We start from the raw sequence: 16,960 nt of genomic DNA, 5'->3' as shown, positions 1-16,960 counted from the left end.
TCGCTGCGATCGGATCTGTTTGCAGGCTCTGGATCAGTGATAATATTTCTGTGGGGTTGATTGATCCGAATCCATCAAGCAATTCTCCTTGCTAATGCCGAAGTCGGCGGATATGCCTCAGGGTTTGAGAGCCTTCATGGATGGCCTATGAACAGGCATTATGCATTACCGTGATCCTTCGATTTCATATTCTACCGTATACTTAAGCTATGAAAAAGGCGTAAAACGCGGAGGTATACATAATCGCGCATTATGAGGAACACCGGATTGGCGATAGGCGACACATGTAGCATGAATCTGCACCAATATATATGGCGATGTAAGTCGAATCCCGGATATCTCATTCTGTTTTTCGTTTTTCGACTATCATTTTCTTTCTCTTCAAGCGATCAAAAACATATTTTAATACGAAGGTAATAACCATAGTTGAGTAAATATGGATTTCAATATACTCATAGGCGGTCCGCAAGGAGGCGGTATTGATACAGCCGCTAACCTTGTAGGGAAAGCAGTTGCAACTTCTGGGTATGGTGTTCTCAGTGTCAGGGAATACCACTCAAATATAAAGGGGCGCCACAGTTATACCCACATGAGGGTTATGGACAAGCAGCCAAGGTCGCTGAAGTACCCTGTGAATATTTTCGTCGCTCTGGATCCTGACACGATCTTTGAGCACCTTGATGATGTTTCAGAGGTCTCGACGGTTCTCTATGATAAGACAACGGAGGATTACGATCTCCAGGCCGCAAGGATGATAATGAGGGATACTTCGGTCAAGATCAGGAGGATACTCACGGAAAATGGCTTCGAAACCACGATCAGGGGTGCACTGGGCTACATGAAGAAGCGCGGTGCCCGGCTATTGCCTATACCATTCTCCGACATAGCGACACAGGCTGTGCCCGACGGTACACCCAGCAGGTACTACAACACCATAGGGGCGGCCATAACGCTTGCGATCATAGGCATAGACAGAAAATTTGCCGATGACGCAATATCATACATATTCAAGGGAAAGCAGCAGGTCGTCGAAGAGAATGTGAAGGTCGTAGACGCATCATACAAGTTCGCTGAGGACAGCAAGGTTGCCGGTAAGACGCTTCCGGCACTGCCGACGCCGAGAAAGCTTCTGCTGACCGGAAACGATGCCTCTGCACTTGGAAAGCTTCTTGGCGGACTCAGGTTCCAGACGTACTATCCTATAACGCCTGCAAGCGATGAGAGCACGACGATAGAGGAACATCAGAATATAAAGTGGCTCGATAAGGAGGCCGCCAACCTCAAGAAGGGCGGCGTTGTCATAGTGCAGACGGAGGATGAACTGTCAGCCGTCAACATGGCCATAGGCGGCGCGCTCACCGGCGTAAGATCTGCCACGGCAACAAGCGGTCCGGGATTCTCGCTCATGGCAGAGGGATTATCATTCGCGGGAATGGATGAGGTACCTCTCGTCGTGACGTTCTATGAAAGGGGCGGGCCCAGCACTGGGCTTCCTACCAGAAACGGTCAGTCCGATCTGCTCTTCGCCCTTAATGCAGGCCATGGTGAGTATCCGAGAATAGTGTTCTCGTCCGGAACGGTTGACGAGTGCATATACGATGCGGCCAAAGCGCTGAACTATGCCGCAAAGTACCAGATGCCTGTCATTCATCTGATAGACAAGAACCTTGCAAATACTCTCGATCTCATATCCAAGGTGGATCTCGACAGGATAAAGATAGAGACTGTGAAGCTCGCAAAGGAGGGCGACGATGTAAAGCGTTACGATCTCAACACCGACAACGGCGTATCGCCATATACCACAATGGGAAGAAACATATTCTGGATGACCGGAGACGAACACGATGAACTTGGCCACGTAACCGAGGATTCGGACATAAGGGACAGGATGATGGAGAAGAGGTTCAAGAAGCTGGAAACGGCGGACAGGGAGATTCCGATCGATGAGAAGGCCGTTCTGATCGGGGAAAAGGAAGCTGACATAACCTTCGTGACATGGGGAAGCCAGAAGGGGCCGATCCTGGATGTCATAGAGGACCTCAAGGAAGAGGGCATATCTGCAAACCTGCTTTACCTCAAGATGTTTTCACCGTTCCCCACGGAATTCGTGAAGAACGTTCTCAGCAGTGCAAACCTCGTGATAGACGTGGAGAGCAACTACACGGCACAGGCCGCCCAGATGATAAAGCTCTACACGGGCATAGATATAAAGAACAAGATACTGAAGTACAACGGTCGCCACATGACCGAGGATGAGATACTGAAGTCGGCTAAGGAGATATTGAACAAGGAAAGTTTGATGGTGGTGCTTGAAGATGGTTCATAATTTCAGGAACGATATAACGGTTGACTGGTGCCCTGGCTGCGGTGATTTTGGTATTCTGACCGCACTCACATCGGCACTGCAGGAACTGAATCTCGGGCCGCACGATGTTGCGGTCATATCCGGTATTGGGTGCTCTGGAAAGACGCCTCACTACGTGAACGCTGCCGGTGCACACACGCTGCACGGGAGAGCGATACCTGTGGCGGTTGGCGTCAAGCTCACGAACCCGAAGCTGAAGGTCATCGTGACCGGTGGAGATGGCGATCTCATGAGCATCGGTGCCGGTCACCTTGTGGCTGAGGGCAGGAGGAACAGCGGCATAACGGTGCTTATGTACGATAACGCCGTTTACGGTCTCACAAAGGGACAGGCAGCCCCGACGCTGAAGCTTGGAGTGCAGACGAAGAGCCTGGCAAGGCCGAACATTTACGACGCGATAAATCCGATAATGCTTGCCATATCCACCGGATACTCCTTCGTTGCCAGAGGGTTCAGCTTCGAAATCGCACACCTTAAGAACATAATAAAGCAGGCTGTAATGTTCCCGGGATCTTCATTCATAGACATACTGCAGCCCTGCCCGACGTACAACAACATAAACACAATGGACTGGTACAAGAAGAGGGTCTACAAGCTCGACGATGACAAGTCATGGGATCCTGTCGTCACGGAGAACGACCCCAAGGCAGAGGAGAAGTACAACAGGGCCATTGAGAAGTCCTTTGAATGGGGAGACCGCATACCAATCGGCGTATTCTATGTCAACAAGAAAATACCGCCGTTCACTGAGCGTCTCAAGCAGTACGTTGATAACTACGAAAACGTGCCGCCAGCTGCACAGGACGTGAAGTCACCCGACGGCAGGCCGATAGTCGATCCATTCGAAACATTCAAGGATAAGATCATAGTTTAAGGGCCTGCGTATTTAATTTTATATTTATTCTTTTTTAAGCCATACGTCATATAGAGAATTTCAAGAATCTGCCGTGGTCTCGTTCTTATCATTATCGGTATGAGAATATAGTCTATGGCAGCCTCTAAATTTCTGGAAATTCTCAGGCTGATCCGATAAAACGTCGGACACCGTTTAGATGTATCGTTTCCGTCCACCATTAAATCATAGATATGAATAAATAGTTTAATATGTGAATTGGTCATACACTGGTCATGAAAGTGGTCATATAGGTTTCTGAAAAGGAAAAAATACCTATGGGAAACCTCGTTGGAACACACATAGCTGTGCTGAAGGATGTTGAGACCGTTGAAGTTGTGTATCTGGAAAGCGCTATCATCGCTACCACGCATGAGGAAATGATAAAACCGCTTCTGGAAGAGAAAAAAAGTAATAGTCATGGCCTGCAGGACATCCATGGAAATGAACAACATCAAGGAATCCGATCTTGTCAAGGGTGTCTCTCCCACCCCGATGGGCGGTTTCATAGAGATTGTTAGGAGGCAGCAGGAGGGGTGGTATTACATCCACGTGTGAAACCTCCTATTTTTATGTATTTTAGACAGTTATGGAGACATCCGGATATGCTAAAGGCCTGGCATACCGTTGACATCGAATACGATCTTAACCCTGAACGTCCAGCATCCTTTTTCTGAAATATTTGGATAGGCCCTGGTCAGGTTGGACTGCAGCTGAGGATTCAAGAAGCAGTCGTATTTTATGGGATGAAATTCTCTACCTGAGATCATGGATTAAGCCTGCTTCATCTCCTGCAGTATGCGCGAAATCACACCGGGATCCTCGAGGCCTGTCAGATCACCGCTCACTTTATTGCTGATTACGATCTCTCGCAACAGTCTTCGCATTATCTTTCCGCTACGCGTCTTTGGCATCTCTGGGATCACGTATACACTTTCAGGCTTGGCATAATTACCTATCCTTCTAGCAATTTCGTCCTGTATCCTTTTTCCTAGATCTGCTGGCAAATCAATTCCGTTGCCGAGGGTGACAAATACCGCAGTTGACATGCCTTTTATAGCATGATCGACACCAACAACGGCAGCCTCAGAAACCTCCGGTATAGACATTATTGCATCTTCCATCTCCATTGTGGAGATCCTGTGCCCGGAAACATTTATCACATCGTCAGTTCTTCCGAGTACCCATATATGGCCATACCTGTCACGGACGGCAGAATCATAGGTACAATAATTCCCCGGGAAAACAGAAAGATATTCCTTGAAATATCTCTGTGGGTCTTTCCATATTCCTCTTGCAAGTGAAGGGAATGGCTTTCTCAATACGAGCGTCCCTATCCTTCCATTTTCAACTGGTTGACCACCTTCGTCAAGTATATCAAATGAGTGACCTGGGAGTGGAAGCCCGCATGAACCGGGCCTTGCACCGGTAACGCCCACAAGAGAGGAAGTCCATGCGCTCCCTGTTTCCGTCTGGCCGTAGGTGTTGTTTATCTCTATCCTCCCGTGCCCGAGGTCGTTGTACACCCATTTCCATGTCTTCACGTCTAGCGGTTCCCCAACCAGCGATATCAGCCTCAGGCTGCTCAGGTCATATCCAGAAGCCACGTCCGATCCATTCCTGGCAAGCATTCTCAAAAAGGTTGGCGCCGTGAACAATTTCGTAACCTTGAAATCCTGTATAATGCTGTAGAAATGCCTTATGTCAGGGTAATCCAGCGCCCCCTCGTATGCAATGACCGTTGCACCGTGTGCCAGGCCGCCCACGAGTTCGAAGATCGGGAACGTCAGCCATCCCACGTCGGCGGTACACCAGAAGATATCTTCAGGCCCAAGATCAAGCGCATATTTTACATTGTGATAGGATCCAACAAGAAAACCTATGCCGGAATGGACCACGCCCTTGGGCTTGGCCGTTGTCCCAGAAGTGTATATGACAAAACCAGGTGCATTAGCCTCGATAGGCACCGGTTCGGCATATCCCGTTATTCCTGACATAAAGTCATCGTAGTATACTTCCCTTTCACCCAGATTCAGATCGTGCTTGCCGTCTCTCTTGATTATGATGACTTTCTTCACGGACGGCACTTCACTGATTATTGAGTCTAGGGTCTCCTTCAGGTTGATTTTTCTTCCCCGGCGTAGACTGCTGTCTGTGGTTATTACCACCTTTGGGTTAGTTTCCTTCATCCTATCCAGAAGGGCTTTAGCAGAAAACCCAGAAAATATTATGTTATATATCGCCCCAATTCTGAAGCAGGCATGGGCAGCTATGAATGCCTCTATTCTATTGGGGAGAAAGATCGTCACGACATCTCCCATTTTTACGCCTTCATCTGCCAATCCTTTCGCAAATTTCGCGGTCTGCAGCATGAGATCTCTGTAGGTTATCGATTGCCGTAAACCGTCCTCACTCAGCCATATTATAGCAGTCTTCTGAGGTGTTTTCATTGCATGCCTGTCAATACAGTTAAAACTGACATTGCTGTATCCATTGACGAAAAATTCGAATTTTCCAAGATCACCTTCAAGATCTTTATCCCATTTCTTGAACCCGTCCAATTCAGATGCCACGCCGGCTCAGTATTCGCCTAGGTCAGCAATGGTTCGCTCATAGATCGTCCTGTAATCATCCTGAGAATTGAGGCGAATCCTGCCGCTATGTTCCAATATAGGCCTGAATACTTCGTTACTGTTTATGAGGTCTTCTATTTCGTTCTGCTCCATGCTCATCACCTGTTTTCAGGGCCCTTGCATATAAATTCTGAATCTGCACCAGCAAATCCAAACTCTGCCACCGCTCGATCCGCGCGTGCGCAGGTACAGAAATCTCTAATTGCTGACAGGTCTGTACCGGTTGCAGCAGATGGGTGCCATTCAATATCGGTCTTCGGAAACCCTTCTACTGCACAATCTATTCTTCCGCAGCTTTCGGAATCCGCCATAATGAAAATAAAGATCACGACTATATATATTTATATCATTGGAAAGGTATATGCATTCATGCATAATGTAGTTATATTTCGGATAAAATATTTATTCATCATATTCTGGTATCCAATATGAATGGACTACATAACAATATGCGATTATCTCTATTTTCAAGAATCTGTCCTCTCAGAGTTGACCCTGATAGTAAAATGGCGAAAAATAAAATTGAATTTCGGATAATAAATACAACTGCTAAGAGAAAAAAAATCGATATCCAATCTGTATGAATGCCTCATATGTCGGCGAATTTTTAACGATGTAAGTCCACAGGAATAATGAATAAGAGGTTTCGAAAGATGCTATACTTGCAATGGTCTGAATAGGTTATGGTCTTCATTGACCATGTTTTTAAGCACCTTTAGAAATTCTCATATCTCTAAATACAGGTAAGCTTGAACTTTCCGGATATTCTTCGATGTCCATTTTAGCGTTCGTTAATCATTATTGGATTGTCTTTCTTGTCAATGGTTACTTGGAATAGGCATTCATGGATATATTTTGTTGATCCGATATTCTATGCGTTATTCTTTTACTAAGACACTTTTCATGCCTATGCGTTATTCTTTTACTAAGACACTTTTCATGCGTTACTATGGATTCATTGTCTAGGAAAGAATAATTCGGCATCCATATACAATTCATCTATAATAATCTCTATTCCGTGCCAGTTTGCCTCGCGCCTGATCCATGGAATCATAAACTTTGTTTATAACAAAAAATCCGTCTCTGGAACATGCCTCTGATAGCATCCATTCATCTGTTAACACATTATAATTATCTTCGGCTCTATATCGACAATAATTATTCGAGAAGTTTCAAAAAGTCGTTCATTGATATCCCTACCTGCTTTAATATCGCTCTTAACAGGCCTTTTCCTATTTCATCATGCATGGGAACTGTTATCCTTCTATTTTGTTCATTAATCAAAATCACGTGGCTTCCTGTTTGATGATCAAAACGATAGCCTATCTTAGATAATGCCTTTATGACATCATGGCCTGATAGTACAGGGGTTCTAGGCATGTACAGTTATCTCCTCTGCATTGTCCCTTGGGATCTTTTCATTGTGTTTTTTCAACGATTCAATATATGCTCTAATGGCTTCCTTAATATTTATCAACGCTTCTTTTTTTGTCTTTCCTTGGGTGAAGCAACCTGGAAGCGCGGGTACATTAACAACGTAATACCCATCTTCATCTTTCGTTATTATAACCGTGTATTTCATATATGTCATACATCTCATAGACGTTATTTAATTTTTAGTCTTTTTATAGCACCCAGATTTTAATCTCATAACATTAATATAAAAATGTCTCGTACTTTTCTTGTGAGGCGAATGGCCATACGTAGCGTCCTAAATTTTGTGTATGCTCAAGGATACCTTCTCTGGAACATGTCCTTGATCGCGTCCATGCATTTATAGAATCCCATTAGGGATCGTAAAGACCGCTGTTCGTTGAGTTCGGCCACCCCCAGGTACATTATCTTCATAGCGCTCTCTTCGGACGGAAGTGAATAGATTATCTTTATCCTCCCACGTATCTCCTTGTTCATACTTTCGATTATGTTCGTTGAATGGATTGATCTTTTTATACTTCGTTAATAGATCTATTCGTGATAGCTGTTCCATTTATCACCAATTTCCTCAAGGAATGCGTATATTTCATCTTTCTTCAGCAATTCCGTGGTCTCCTGGAATTCGAACTGTATATTCATCGAATACCGGACTAAAGTGAGGATAAATATGTCTTTCTTCACGTTCAAAATAGGGAGGTGTCAGAAGTTTCTCAGAACGTCTGCTGCCTCCTGTATGTGGTCTGTTGCTGCACTGAATGCGAATCTGATGTATCCCTCGCCGGCCGGTCCGAATACAGGACCAGGAGACGAACCAACACCGGTTTTCTCCAGAAGGTAGGATGTCATTCCCCATGAATCGGAAACTCCTGGCGGGTATTCCTTTATCCTGTTCCAGAGATAGAAGGTACCGTGAGGCTTTATTGGTTCGAGATACCTTGATTCAGACACGGCTTCGTATATTATGTCCCTCCTCTTCTGGTACTCCTTTCGCATTTCGCCTATGTAGTCCTGCGGGCCCGTCAGTGCCGCAACTGCACCGTACTGCGTGGCTGAGTTCACACCATTAATGGTGCACCTGAGCAGCTTCTTCATCCTGTCATAAAGGATCTCGTTGCTTGTGTGCGCGTATCCTATTCTCAGTCCGCTCATGGCGTAGCTCTTTGACATGGAGAACAGAGATATGGTGTCATCGTAGAGGGATCCGGGGCTGAGATGTTTCAGTCCATCAAATATGACGTCCTCATAAGCCTCATCACTGACTATGAAAATTCCCTTGCTCTCGGCGAAATCTATTATATCAGAGATCTGCTTCTCACCGAAAACATAACCGGTTGGGTTGTGCGGGCTGTTTATGAATACAGCGCGCACCCTGTCATCATTCTCGTATTTTCTCATCTCCTCAACGTATCTTTCGACAGGAATCCTTATCGGTATTCCGTCCGCCAGCTTTATGATCTCTGCGATCTCCGTCCACATCGGATCCGGTATTATGACCTTCTCACCCGGAGCGATAAGAGATCTGAACGTTATGTAGAGTGCGTTCATTCCTCCATTGGACACGAGGACGTTTTCTGGTGTTGCACTCCTTATGCCGTTTTTCTTCACCAGTTTCTCGGCTATGGCCTTCCTGAGCTCCGGTATTCCTGTTGAATCGGTATAATGCGTTCTGTTCTTCTTAAGCGCATCTTCAATTGCAAGCCTTACATGTTCTGGTATGGGGAACGATGGGTCTCCGGACTCGAGTCTGTATACCTTCTTTCCTGCCCTCTGCATCTCCAGAAGCTGATCCCTTATCTTCACTATTGCGCCGAACGAAATATCATCGACGACGTTTCTGCTCAGCTGAATTTGTTTCATACATCGGCTGATTTACATCATGAATATAAAATATTGTCATGATTAATTGACATTATGATCCGCAATGTATGTACGATTCAACAGCGATTCACGGTGATGGAACTTGACGATTGAAGTAGGGAAGATGGGAAATCCGGAATCATTTCTTCACCGTATGTCCGTTCTGATAATGCATTGCGATCCGTACGGTGGGCCTTTGTATCTTCCCGTTTGGATAGCGAATCTGGCAGCAATTTCTTCCCAGGGAAATGCTTAAATCTCATATACAGATGTAAAAATATGGAGAACCTAAAGATAATATGGCATGGGCATGCATGCTTCAGCCTTATAGGCAAAAAGCATGTGCTGGTGGATCCGTTCCTGACCGATAACCCGGTTGCCAAGGTAAAGCCAGAAGAACTGAAGCCAGACCTCATACTGGTCACACACGGGCATTCGGATCACTGCGAGGACGCCTCAAAGATTTCGAAGAATACACATGCGCCTGTGGTGGCCGCCTTTGAGCTTTCCGAAATACTCAAAGAGGAGGGTACGGAAACCATAGACATAAACCCTGGCGGCACAATTGAATACGAAGGCATAAGAGTGAAGGCAACCATTGCAACGCATTCATCCAGTTACAACGGGAGATACGCGGGCAACCCGATGGGCTTTGTCATAGATATGGGAAGGAAGATATACCATGCCGGAGATACAGGCTATTTCAAGGATATGGAGGCTATCGGCGCTATGGATCGTCCTGATATAGCTCTTCTACCGATAGGGGGCCACTACACCATGGATGTTGATGGCGCCTTTGAGGCCGTGAAGGCCATAAAGCCGGCCATAGCCATTCCGATGCATTACAACACATTCGATCTGATAAGGGCAGATCCGGAGAGGTTCAAAGCCCTGGCAGGTACAGTTGGAACATATGTGATAATACCTGAAATAGAAAAGCCAATAGAGATCTGATCTCATCCATAATTTTATATTAGCTTTGGCTGATGGCATCACCTCATGATATGAGCCCATATATTGGAAACTATAATGCCGGTATTTCTAACCGCTTTCAAAGCATATACGTGTCTTGAATAGAGCGCCTGGGTTCAAACGAACAGCTCTTATCCAGCTGAATATAAGTGGAAATTTCCTTGCGGATATGTGTTTGACCCCTTCGCACATGTAGCAGGCTTCAGTTCATCCTGACCAGTTTTCTTCCTGATAAAGTCGCTACAACCACATGGTTTCTCTTCAAAACCTCTATGAATTCCCTGTCGTTCGTTATGACCGGACAGCCATATTTAATCGCTGCCTTAAGTATGCATTCATCGCCATGTCCCTCGCTCTTCAGCACCTGATGCTGCATGGCGTATTGAAGCCCAATCCTTGCATTGATATCAGCGGCAGAAAGCTTTCTTAGCTCGTATATGACGCATTCCGGTATGGCTATCCGGGCTATGCCGCTCAGACTCAGCACAAGTTCGTCCAGCCTGACCCTGCTCTTCATTGCGTATATTATGACGTTTGTGTCCACTATGGCAAAGTTCGACTTCATCTCCTGTCCACAAATTTCCTGAAATCGTCAAGCAGCCTCTGCCTCGCCAGCGCATAGTCGTCTGTGCTGTAAAGGCCTATCCCGCGGCCCCTGGCCATATCCATGCTGTAGTCCATGATAGTCCGGTATTCTTTCAGATGCGCTGCAAGCCGTGATCCGGGAGAATTCCTGTGAGTATAATTAATGCGGTCTTCAAGCCTGGATCTGTGCAGGTCCGGATCGTCGATGTATACATAGGCCAGAAACGCATTTTTGAGCACCATTTCATCCATCATGTCAGGCACGAAGTACAGGCTTTCTATTATCAGGTCCTCACCATTGGCCAGTGCACGTGCTATTACGCGGTTTATTCCGCCCATTATCGGCCTGGCCTGGTCCAGATATCCCCTTATGATGTTATCATCGCTCATATCTCCGTAGAACTTCCAGGCATCGTAGACGCTTGTCTCCAGGTGGGATTCCTGAGGTGCAAAGGGTCTCAGAAATTCACGCAGATAGTCCGAGGACAGCACGATGTCGATGTCAGTGTTCCTCGCTATGTATCCGGATATGCTGGTCTTTCCGACACCGGGTACGCCGCCGATGAACATTATCCTGGAGTTCATGGATCAGTCAATCCCCCATACCCTTATCAGATCCCTTGAGTCGATTACCTCCACATGCTGCGCAAGGAGATCGAGGGCCTCGAAGTAGACGCGTTCCGAAATTGTGGAGGTTGCATCTGAAACGACGAAAGGAAAGTAATCATGTATCAGCGCCTCTACCGCGGAAACGTAAACGTCAGACTCCGTATAGAAACCGGAGATGAGGATAGACTTCACATTCATGGCGTCCAGCTTTCTGGCCACCTCATCGCTCGTGAATATGTCCTCACTGTACACCGTGTAAGATGACTGCAGATCAAGGATCCTGAACTGCCTCAGGTATTCCTCATCGAAGCTCGAGGGAGACATGAGGCTTATCATCTTCTGCTGCTGCTTCCGCATTATGTATTCCGTGGTTCTGGAGTTCCTGTATTCCCGGCGTATTCCTATTAGCGGAATACTGTATTTGGAAGCGGCCTTCTTCAGGACCTGCATTGAAGTTATGAACTCGAACTTGCTGAAACTGTGCTTGAACGCCTCTTCATCAGGATTCATGACTATTATCGCGGATTCCGAGGGGACGAAGTCCAGATCGTTTATTCTGTATTCCGGCTGATGCATCCTCTTCCATATTGCCACTGGAATAATAAAATGTTGCCCGCCCCGTATATAGTTCTCCATTATATCGAATACTCAGGCGGTGCGGTTTCCCGGCGCCGTTGAAAATTTAAATCGGTATAGTCTATCCCTATCCAAGTGATATCTTATTGTCCGTTCAGATAAGCGTTGTTGCAGCCACGCTCAACGAGATCGATAACATAGAGCAGTTCATAGACGGCGTTGAGGGTGTCCTCAAAGGAATGGAGTTCGAGATAATCGTCGTTGACGACAACAGCAGCGACGGAACAAAGGAATATTTGGCAAGACGCATGAATGAGGATACGCACGTTGTTGTGATAGAGAATCCGTACCGCTTCGGCATGCTGCGGTCCCTGAAGCTTGGCATAGAGAAGGCGGGGGGAGAAATCGTGCTGGTGATGGATGCGGATATGCAGCATCCCCCGTCAGCCATACCAAAATTGATTTCGAGGATAGTCGATGGATGCGACATAGTGGTCGGAAGCCGTTACGTTGACGGCGGATCGGCAGGCGATAGAGACGCATTCAGGGCTGCGCTCTCCAGGGGTGCTGAATTTCTTGCGCATGCCCTGGTGCCATCCTCGAGGATGACAAGCGATCCGATGTCGGGCTTCTTCGCCTTCCGCAGGGATCTTAGGCATGATTTTGCCTACAGGCAGACATTTGCGACCGCCGATTATGGAGCAAAGATACTGCTGATCATACTCGCAGAGAACAGGCACGCAAAGGTATGCGACGTAGGCTATGTCTTTCAGAGCAGAATGCGAGGCAAATCGAAGATCGTAAGCGGAACATCGTTCCTGAAGAGATACCTTGCAGAATTGTTCGAAGTTATGAAGCTGGAGAGAAGGTACAGGCACATGCAGTGACGTCATCCCTGATGGGCATCATTCGGTCTCCTGATGGGTTTCCTGTTCAGCTTCACCCATCTTCTGCATCCTCTTTCCCCTCCCCGAACCTCTCGGCCTTCCGCGCTTTTTGGGCTTTCCCGGCCCGGTTTGGTGCAATGCCTTCTCCAGCGTTCTGACTGCGGAATCCAGATCTGATTCGTATCTCAGGCTATCAGCCAGATCGTGCTCTCCTATGTAGTCAAGCCACATCGATATGTGGCCTTCGGTCAGATGGTACTGCACGGCCAGCCTGTCATACCCCATCAGGCACTTCATTTCGTAATACAGGCTAGGAACATCGCAGGCGATCCCGATGAGGCGATCATAGGATTTGAAATAAAAGGGCTCCATATTTTACCTAGAGCAACTTAATATATAAGATTTTATATAGAAAAATATAACGTATGATTTTTACCTTATCTGCTGTCTTTACATTTTGATTTAAACAATTTACCGAATAATCCAGTACATCACGGCCTTCGCATTATTTTCGCTATTTTTTCGTAATCCATTGTGTTGATAATACGGTCCTTCGATATCCATGCCCTTCTGGCTATTCCGATACCGAAGGTCATATCACCTAGATCATCCGGCCTCTGGGCGAAAGATGCGAGCGCAAACATTAGCCCTTCCCTGTGGGGCATAATATCCTCTGCCACGGGATCAAATGCATCATTGCTGGCGGTAATCATAACCGCCGATCCGGACTTCGCCGCAGCCTCAAATATGTTCGCCGGATCCATCTTCCGACCGCTGCTGAAGGTTCTTCCTGTCACGTTCCTTATGAATGTTGGCTTCACCGATTCTATGGCCCCACGGGCAGATGCCTCGTCAGGAAATCCAGACAGATCAAGCACAGTGAAGTCGAATTCACCGGCATCTTCAGCGTACGTCTTCGATGTTAATTCGATTCCAAGGAAAATGCGGCCGTCGTTCATGACGCTTTTGATGCCCTCTTTCTCTTCAGGACTCCCAAGGACGACGCCAAAGTACTGCAGGCGTTCCATTTTTTTCAGCACGTCAGCGCCATATTTTCTGATAAATTCGTATGAAATGTATAGATCGCCCCTTATATCTCCTGCTTCAACCAGTTCAGGCAGCGTCATGGATATGGCCCTATCGATCTCCCCTCTATCTTCCCTGAGTTCCGGCGGAATATACTGCATACCCAGTTCCGCATAGATCTTCTCCTCGCCCTGGTTTTCCACCAGGTTCGAATTACCTCGGAACAGCCCGTATTCATTCAGCTTGAGACCCCTGTCTATTGCGATCTTTCGCAGTTTTATATTGTGATCCTTCGATCCCGTGAAGTACTGCAGGGCCGATCCGAAACTGCCCTTATCTATTATCCGCAGGTCGCAGGTGACTCCGGCATCAGTGGCTATGGTCACCTTCTTCTCTCCGCTGCTCACAACCCTCTGGCAGTGCTTGCTTCCGGTGAACGCAGCTATCGCCCTGGGCGGATCGGATGTAACGCACAGTAAGTCTATGTCGCCGACGGTGTCGCGCATCCTCCTGATCGATCCCGCAACGGAAACCCTCACTGTTCCTGCGGCCCTTTCTATTTCGTCCGCGATCTCCATGGCTGTCCTGTATCCCTGCGGGAGCGGTATCCTCCTGAAGGACATCTCTGCAATCTGAATATTCTCAGCGATCTCCTTCTCACTCTTCTCGCCGAAACCGGGGATTGAGGCTATTCTGTGATCCGCCAGCGCGGCCTTCAGATCATCGATGTTCTTGACGCCAGCATATTTGTAAAGCGAAACGATCTTCCTCGGGCCAAGGCCCTGCACCCTGGATAGGTCGCGAAAATCGACGGGATACCTGATCTTGAGATCGTCATACCTTTTAATTCTGCCTGTTTTTATATACTCCTCGATGTACGACGCTATCTTCTTTCCGATGCCCTCAACGGAGGTGAGCGCCTCAATGCCACCACGGTTGTAAATATCCTCGACGTCCTCGGTGATCGATCGCAGTGATCTGGCAGCCCTCAGGTAGGCATTGGCCTCGAACCGGGATTTTTCGTTCCCATCGGCAAGTATCATGTAGGCGATCTCCTCAAACATTGAGGCCAGGTCTTCATTTATCATAGATTAAAAACGACTGGATAGATAATAATCTTCCCCTCCGTTTCAGAAACGCATGAAGAGGACGACTATCGCCACTATTATGACGATCGCACCCAGTATGTAGAATATTGTGGAATCCCTCCTGTGTATTGGCATCCCGAACTCGTCCACGTTCTCATTAACGTACTCGTAATCTTCGCCCTGATCCTTGTCGCTCGTGTTATCCTGATCGGCTGTGGGCCTGGGCCTGCCGTAGTTCCTGCGCCCAAACCAGAAGAAGGGAAAGAAGAAGAATATGGGGAAGTAGCTGAAGTAATAACCGTAACGCGGCAAGAATACGGGGAGAAGGAAATCCATAACCAGGAAGAACGCAACGTACAGTATTATTATGAACACGATCGGATTTCTCCTTGCCATCCTGATTCCAATGTAATTCATGTATTAAAACCATGGAGATGAATTCGTTTTATGGTTGCGCATCTTTAAAAAATTCATATTCCACGATGCTATATGCAGGCAATCCCCAAAATGATTGTTTCTGAATTCGTCGAAGTCTTTAACGGACGGGGATTATGGTGATCGCATGAAAATTACAGGCGTGAACAGCTACATAGTGAGGAACCCATGGAAGAAGTGGGTTTTTATCGAACTGGAAACGGATGATGGATCTGTTGGCTATGGTGAGGCGACTGTCTTCAATGGACAGTTTTCCGTTTCATCCCGTCTGAAGGATGTCTCGAAATTCATCATCGGTAAGGACCCGATGAACGTCCGCAGACTGATCAGCGAATGGTTCGTGTCCACGTTCAACAGAGCCCATGATATGGTCAACGTGGCCCTTATGAGCGGAGTGGAAGCCGCCTGCTGGGACATAATAGGAAAGCACCATGGATCTCCTGTTTACGAGATCCTAGGCGGACCGGTTAACGAAAGAATACGTGTCTATGCCAACGGCTGGTACACGGCGATCAATGAGGTCGAGGACTGGGCCAGAGCAGCGAAAAACGTCAAGAACAGGGGATACACCGCACTGAAGTTCGATCCGTTCGGAGCAGGTTCCGGTTTTCTCAGCAACGATGAATTCAAAAGATCCATGGAGATAATACGCATCGTCCACGATGAAGTCGGTGACGACGTGGAGATGCTCATAGAGGGGCATGGCCGCTTTAACAGGTCCATGGCGCTGAGGATAGGAAAGGAGCTGGAGAAATACGAGAACATAGGATGGTTTGAGGAGCCGGTCATACCTGAGGATATCGAGGGCCTTGCCATACTGTCCAGATCACTGCGCGTGCCCATCGCAGCTGGCGAGAGGTTCATAACGCGCTACGACTTCGTTGAACCGTTCACAAAGGGCGCTATACATATTGCGCAGCCGGACGTTATCAATACCGGCGGCATAATTGAAACGTTAAGCATAGGAGCCATGGCGGAGGCTCATAACATAGCGATGGCGCCGCATCAGGCCGAAGGGCCGATAAACACATTCATAACGCTTAACGTGGATGCTGTGCTTGGAAACCTCAAGATCCAGGAGATGTTCGATGAGTTCGCGTACCCGCAGTGGGCGTGGGATATAGTCAGCGCCAGACCTGAGGTCAGCAACGGCTACGTCAAACTGCCCAGGAAACCAGGAATAGGCATAGATCTTAGGGATAAGGTGAAGGAGTATCTGGCGACGGAGAAGGATCCTGATTTCAATCTCTTCGCTGCTGGATGGGAGAAGAGAGGATTCTCCTGAACCCATCCCTGATAATAATAACCTTTTACTTTTGTTTCAAAGGAAGTGGTGCTTGGGCCTCTCTCCGCCCTGATCAGAACTTACCGGTTCATAGAAGTCGACCTTTCCGCACTGGGGGCAGCGGTAAAGCGTGAAAGTCTGCGTTGTCTCCATCATATCGTTCCATCCGCCGAGAAACATGCCGCCTATGCCGGTGAACCCCCCAACCCTGAACTTCATATCGCCCACGTTTTCCATATCCGTTCCGCAGTTGCTGCATTTATGATCCATGATTGAAAAAAGAAACTGCATTATTTTAAGTTATTCTTTTTATTTT

At 47.2% G+C, this 16,960-nt stretch carries 22 protein-coding genes; 6 read left to right on the top strand and 16 right to left on the bottom strand.

What is annotated here, in order from left to right:
* The first annotated feature begins 436 nt into the window (after positions 1–436).
* Positions 437–2,326 carry a 2-oxoacid:ferredoxin oxidoreductase subunit alpha gene (locus TA_RS03970; protein ID WP_010901186.1) on the top strand — a complete coding sequence of 630 codons (1,890 nt, stop codon included), beginning with the start codon at positions 437–439 and terminating at the stop codon, positions 2,324–2,326.
* Entirely contained in the window at positions 2,316–3,239 is a 924-nt protein-coding gene (locus tag TA_RS03965) for a 2-oxoacid:ferredoxin oxidoreductase subunit beta (protein WP_010901185.1), read from the top strand. Before TA_RS03970 ends, TA_RS03965 begins: the two co-directional genes overlap by 11 nt.
* Positions 3,240–3,480: 241 nt before the next feature.
* On the opposite strand, the gene TA_RS08195 is transcribed toward TA_RS03965, so the two are convergent.
* On the bottom strand, positions 3,481–3,618 hold the full coding sequence (locus tag TA_RS08195; RefSeq protein ID WP_162053249.1) for a hypothetical protein: 138 nt from the start codon (positions 3,616–3,618) through the stop codon (positions 3,481–3,483).
* Positions 3,619–3,677: 59 nt separating this feature from the next.
* Here TA_RS08195 and TA_RS08150 point away from each other — a divergent pair, with 59 nt between their 5' ends.
* Entirely contained in the window at positions 3,678–3,815 is a 138-nt protein-coding gene (locus TA_RS08150; protein WP_156778503.1) for a DsrE family protein, read from the top strand.
* A 50-nt stretch (positions 3,816–3,865) separates the two neighbouring features.
* Here the strand turns inward: TA_RS08150 and TA_RS08145 are convergent, their stop codons facing one another.
* The 8 genes from TA_RS08145 to TA_RS03930 all read right to left on the bottom strand — a co-directional run bounded on the left by TA_RS08145 (position 3,866) and on the right by TA_RS03930 (position 9,181).
* Positions 3,866–4,027: a hypothetical protein gene (locus TA_RS08145; RefSeq protein WP_156778502.1), complete on the bottom strand. Its 162-nt coding sequence runs from the start codon at positions 4,025–4,027 to the stop codon at positions 3,866–3,868.
* 3 nt (positions 4,028–4,030) lie between these two features.
* Positions 4,031–5,830 carry an acetate--CoA ligase gene (locus TA_RS03955; RefSeq protein ID WP_010901183.1) on the bottom strand — a complete coding sequence of 600 codons (1,800 nt, stop codon included), beginning with the start codon at positions 5,828–5,830 and terminating at the stop codon, positions 4,031–4,033.
* A 6-nt stretch (positions 5,831–5,836) separates the two neighbouring features.
* A complete protein-coding gene (locus TA_RS08255; RefSeq protein WP_197525255.1) occupies positions 5,837–5,983 on the bottom strand; it encodes a hypothetical protein in 147 nt (48 codons plus the stop codon).
* Between the two features lie 5 nt (positions 5,984–5,988).
* Entirely contained in the window at positions 5,989–6,201 is a 213-nt protein-coding gene (locus TA_RS03950; protein WP_048161779.1) for a hypothetical protein, read from the bottom strand.
* Positions 6,202–7,048: 847 nt separating this feature from the next.
* Entirely contained in the window at positions 7,049–7,270 is a 222-nt protein-coding gene (locus TA_RS08430; protein ID WP_052295725.1) for a type II toxin-antitoxin system HicA family toxin, read from the bottom strand.
* Entirely contained in the window at positions 7,263–7,472 is a 210-nt protein-coding gene (locus tag TA_RS03940) for a type II toxin-antitoxin system HicB family antitoxin (RefSeq protein ID WP_010901181.1), read from the bottom strand. Before TA_RS03940 ends, TA_RS08430 begins: the two co-directional genes overlap by 8 nt.
* A 146-nt stretch (positions 7,473–7,618) precedes the next feature.
* Positions 7,619–7,801, bottom strand: a complete 183-nt coding sequence (locus tag TA_RS03935) for a lipoprotein (protein ID WP_048161775.1) — start codon at positions 7,799–7,801, stop codon at positions 7,619–7,621.
* A gap of 222 nt (positions 7,802–8,023) precedes the next feature.
* A complete protein-coding gene (locus TA_RS03930) occupies positions 8,024–9,181 on the bottom strand; it encodes a pyridoxal phosphate-dependent aminotransferase (RefSeq protein WP_010901180.1) in 1,158 nt (385 codons plus the stop codon).
* A gap of 279 nt (positions 9,182–9,460) precedes the next feature.
* On the opposite strand from TA_RS03930, the gene TA_RS03925 reads away from it, so the two are divergent.
* Complete coding sequence (locus TA_RS03925; protein ID WP_010901179.1) at positions 9,461–10,135, top strand: metal-dependent hydrolase; 675 nt, start codon at positions 9,461–9,463, stop codon at positions 10,133–10,135.
* Between the two features lie 220 nt (positions 10,136–10,355).
* On the opposite strand, the gene TA_RS03920 is transcribed toward TA_RS03925, so the two are convergent.
* Genes TA_RS03920 through TA_RS03910 form a run of 3 tightly spaced genes read right to left on the bottom strand, consistent with a single transcriptional unit; the run spans position 10,356 to position 11,923 of the window.
* Positions 10,356–10,718 carry a type II toxin-antitoxin system VapC family toxin gene (locus TA_RS03920; RefSeq protein ID WP_010901178.1) on the bottom strand — a complete coding sequence of 121 codons (363 nt, stop codon included), beginning with the start codon at positions 10,716–10,718 and terminating at the stop codon, positions 10,356–10,358.
* Entirely contained in the window at positions 10,715–11,323 is a 609-nt protein-coding gene (locus TA_RS03915; RefSeq protein WP_010901177.1) for a mevalonate-3-phosphate 5-kinase, read from the bottom strand. The genes TA_RS03920 and TA_RS03915 overlap by 4 nt, the downstream gene beginning before the upstream one ends.
* Before the next feature lie 3 nt (positions 11,324–11,326).
* Positions 11,327–11,923 carry an isochorismatase family protein gene (locus tag TA_RS03910; protein WP_156778501.1) on the bottom strand — a complete coding sequence of 199 codons (597 nt, stop codon included), beginning with the start codon at positions 11,921–11,923 and terminating at the stop codon, positions 11,327–11,329.
* Positions 11,924–12,069: 146 nt separating this feature from the next.
* Here TA_RS03910 and TA_RS03905 point away from each other — a divergent pair, with 146 nt between their 5' ends.
* Complete coding sequence (locus tag TA_RS03905; protein WP_010901175.1) at positions 12,070–12,810, top strand: glycosyltransferase; 741 nt, start codon at positions 12,070–12,072, stop codon at positions 12,808–12,810.
* Between the two features lie 18 nt (positions 12,811–12,828).
* Here the strand turns inward: TA_RS03905 and TA_RS03900 are convergent, their stop codons facing one another.
* The 3 genes from TA_RS03900 to TA_RS03890 form a co-directional block, all read right to left on the bottom strand.
* The gene (locus TA_RS03900) at positions 12,829–13,182 is read right to left on the bottom strand and encodes a hypothetical protein (protein WP_010901174.1); all 354 of its coding nucleotides are present in this window, start codon (positions 13,180–13,182) and stop codon (positions 12,829–12,831) included.
* Between the two features lie 119 nt (positions 13,183–13,301).
* Positions 13,302–14,924, bottom strand: coding sequence for a helix-hairpin-helix domain-containing protein (locus TA_RS03895; protein ID WP_048161772.1), 1,623 nt, complete (start codon positions 14,922–14,924; stop codon positions 13,302–13,304).
* Positions 14,925–14,966: 42 nt separating this feature from the next.
* Positions 14,967–15,320, bottom strand: coding sequence for a hypothetical protein (locus tag TA_RS03890; RefSeq protein ID WP_010901172.1), 354 nt, complete (start codon positions 15,318–15,320; stop codon positions 14,967–14,969).
* Between the two features lie 166 nt (positions 15,321–15,486).
* On the opposite strand from TA_RS03890, the gene TA_RS03885 reads away from it, so the two are divergent.
* A complete protein-coding gene (locus tag TA_RS03885; protein ID WP_048161771.1) occupies positions 15,487–16,644 on the top strand; it encodes a mandelate racemase/muconate lactonizing enzyme family protein in 1,158 nt (385 codons plus the stop codon).
* A gap of 36 nt (positions 16,645–16,680) precedes the next feature.
* On the opposite strand, the gene TA_RS03880 is transcribed toward TA_RS03885, so the two are convergent.
* A complete protein-coding gene (locus TA_RS03880) occupies positions 16,681–16,914 on the bottom strand; it encodes a hypothetical protein (protein ID WP_010901170.1) in 234 nt (77 codons plus the stop codon).
* Positions 16,915–16,960: the final 46 nt, after the last annotated feature.

The organism is Thermoplasma acidophilum DSM 1728 (genome assembly GCF_000195915.1).
Lineage (GTDB): Archaea > Thermoplasmatota > Thermoplasmata > Thermoplasmatales > Thermoplasmataceae > Thermoplasma > Thermoplasma acidophilum.
Note: the sequence above shows the minus strand (reverse complement) of the source record. Positions and strands in the feature narration are given on the sequence as shown.

Excerpts from the sequence above, each read along its gene's own strand:
- TA_RS08430 (WP_052295725.1), bottom strand. The coding sequence starts at position 7,270 with ATGCCTAGAACCCCTGTACTATCAGGCCATGATGTCATAAAGGCATTA.
- TA_RS03900 (WP_010901174.1), bottom strand. The coding sequence starts at position 13,182 with ATGGAGCCCTTTTATTTCAAATCCTATGATCGCCTCATCGGGATCGCC.
- TA_RS03880 (WP_010901170.1), bottom strand. The coding sequence starts at position 16,914 with ATGGATCATAAATGCAGCAACTGCGGAACGGATATGGAAAACGTGGGC.
- TA_RS08150 (WP_156778503.1), top strand. The coding sequence starts at position 3,678 with ATGGCCTGCAGGACATCCATGGAAATGAACAACATCAAGGAATCCGAT.
- TA_RS03895 (WP_048161772.1), bottom strand. The coding sequence starts at position 14,924 with ATGATAAATGAAGACCTGGCCTCAATGTTTGAGGAGATCGCCTACATG.
- TA_RS08145 (WP_156778502.1), bottom strand. The coding sequence starts at position 4,027 with ATGATCTCAGGTAGAGAATTTCATCCCATAAAATACGACTGCTTCTTG.
- TA_RS03890 (WP_010901172.1), bottom strand. The coding sequence starts at position 15,320 with ATGGCAAGGAGAAATCCGATCGTGTTCATAATAATACTGTACGTTGCG.
- TA_RS03910 (WP_156778501.1), bottom strand. The coding sequence starts at position 11,923 with ATGCATCAGCCGGAATACAGAATAAACGATCTGGACTTCGTCCCCTCG.
- TA_RS03970 (WP_010901186.1), top strand. The coding sequence starts at position 437 with ATGGATTTCAATATACTCATAGGCGGTCCGCAAGGAGGCGGTATTGAT.
- TA_RS03885 (WP_048161771.1), top strand. The coding sequence starts at position 15,487 with ATGAAAATTACAGGCGTGAACAGCTACATAGTGAGGAACCCATGGAAG.
- TA_RS03935 (WP_048161775.1), bottom strand. The coding sequence starts at position 7,801 with ATGAACAAGGAGATACGTGGGAGGATAAAGATAATCTATTCACTTCCG.
- TA_RS03915 (WP_010901177.1), bottom strand. The coding sequence starts at position 11,323 with ATGAACTCCAGGATAATGTTCATCGGCGGCGTACCCGGTGTCGGAAAG.
- TA_RS03950 (WP_048161779.1), bottom strand. The coding sequence starts at position 6,201 with ATGGCGGATTCCGAAAGCTGCGGAAGAATAGATTGTGCAGTAGAAGGG.
- TA_RS08255 (WP_197525255.1), bottom strand. The coding sequence starts at position 5,983 with ATGGAGCAGAACGAAATAGAAGACCTCATAAACAGTAACGAAGTATTC.
- TA_RS03940 (WP_010901181.1), bottom strand. The coding sequence starts at position 7,472 with ATGAAATACACGGTTATAATAACGAAAGATGAAGATGGGTATTACGTT.
- TA_RS03930 (WP_010901180.1), bottom strand. The coding sequence starts at position 9,181 with ATGAAACAAATTCAGCTGAGCAGAAACGTCGTCGATGATATTTCGTTC.
- TA_RS03920 (WP_010901178.1), bottom strand. The coding sequence starts at position 10,718 with ATGAAGTCGAACTTTGCCATAGTGGACACAAACGTCATAATATACGCA.
- TA_RS08195 (WP_162053249.1), bottom strand. The coding sequence starts at position 3,618 with ATGATAGCGCTTTCCAGATACACAACTTCAACGGTCTCAACATCCTTC.
- TA_RS03925 (WP_010901179.1), top strand. The coding sequence starts at position 9,461 with ATGGAGAACCTAAAGATAATATGGCATGGGCATGCATGCTTCAGCCTT.
- TA_RS03965 (WP_010901185.1), top strand. The coding sequence starts at position 2,316 with ATGGTTCATAATTTCAGGAACGATATAACGGTTGACTGGTGCCCTGGC.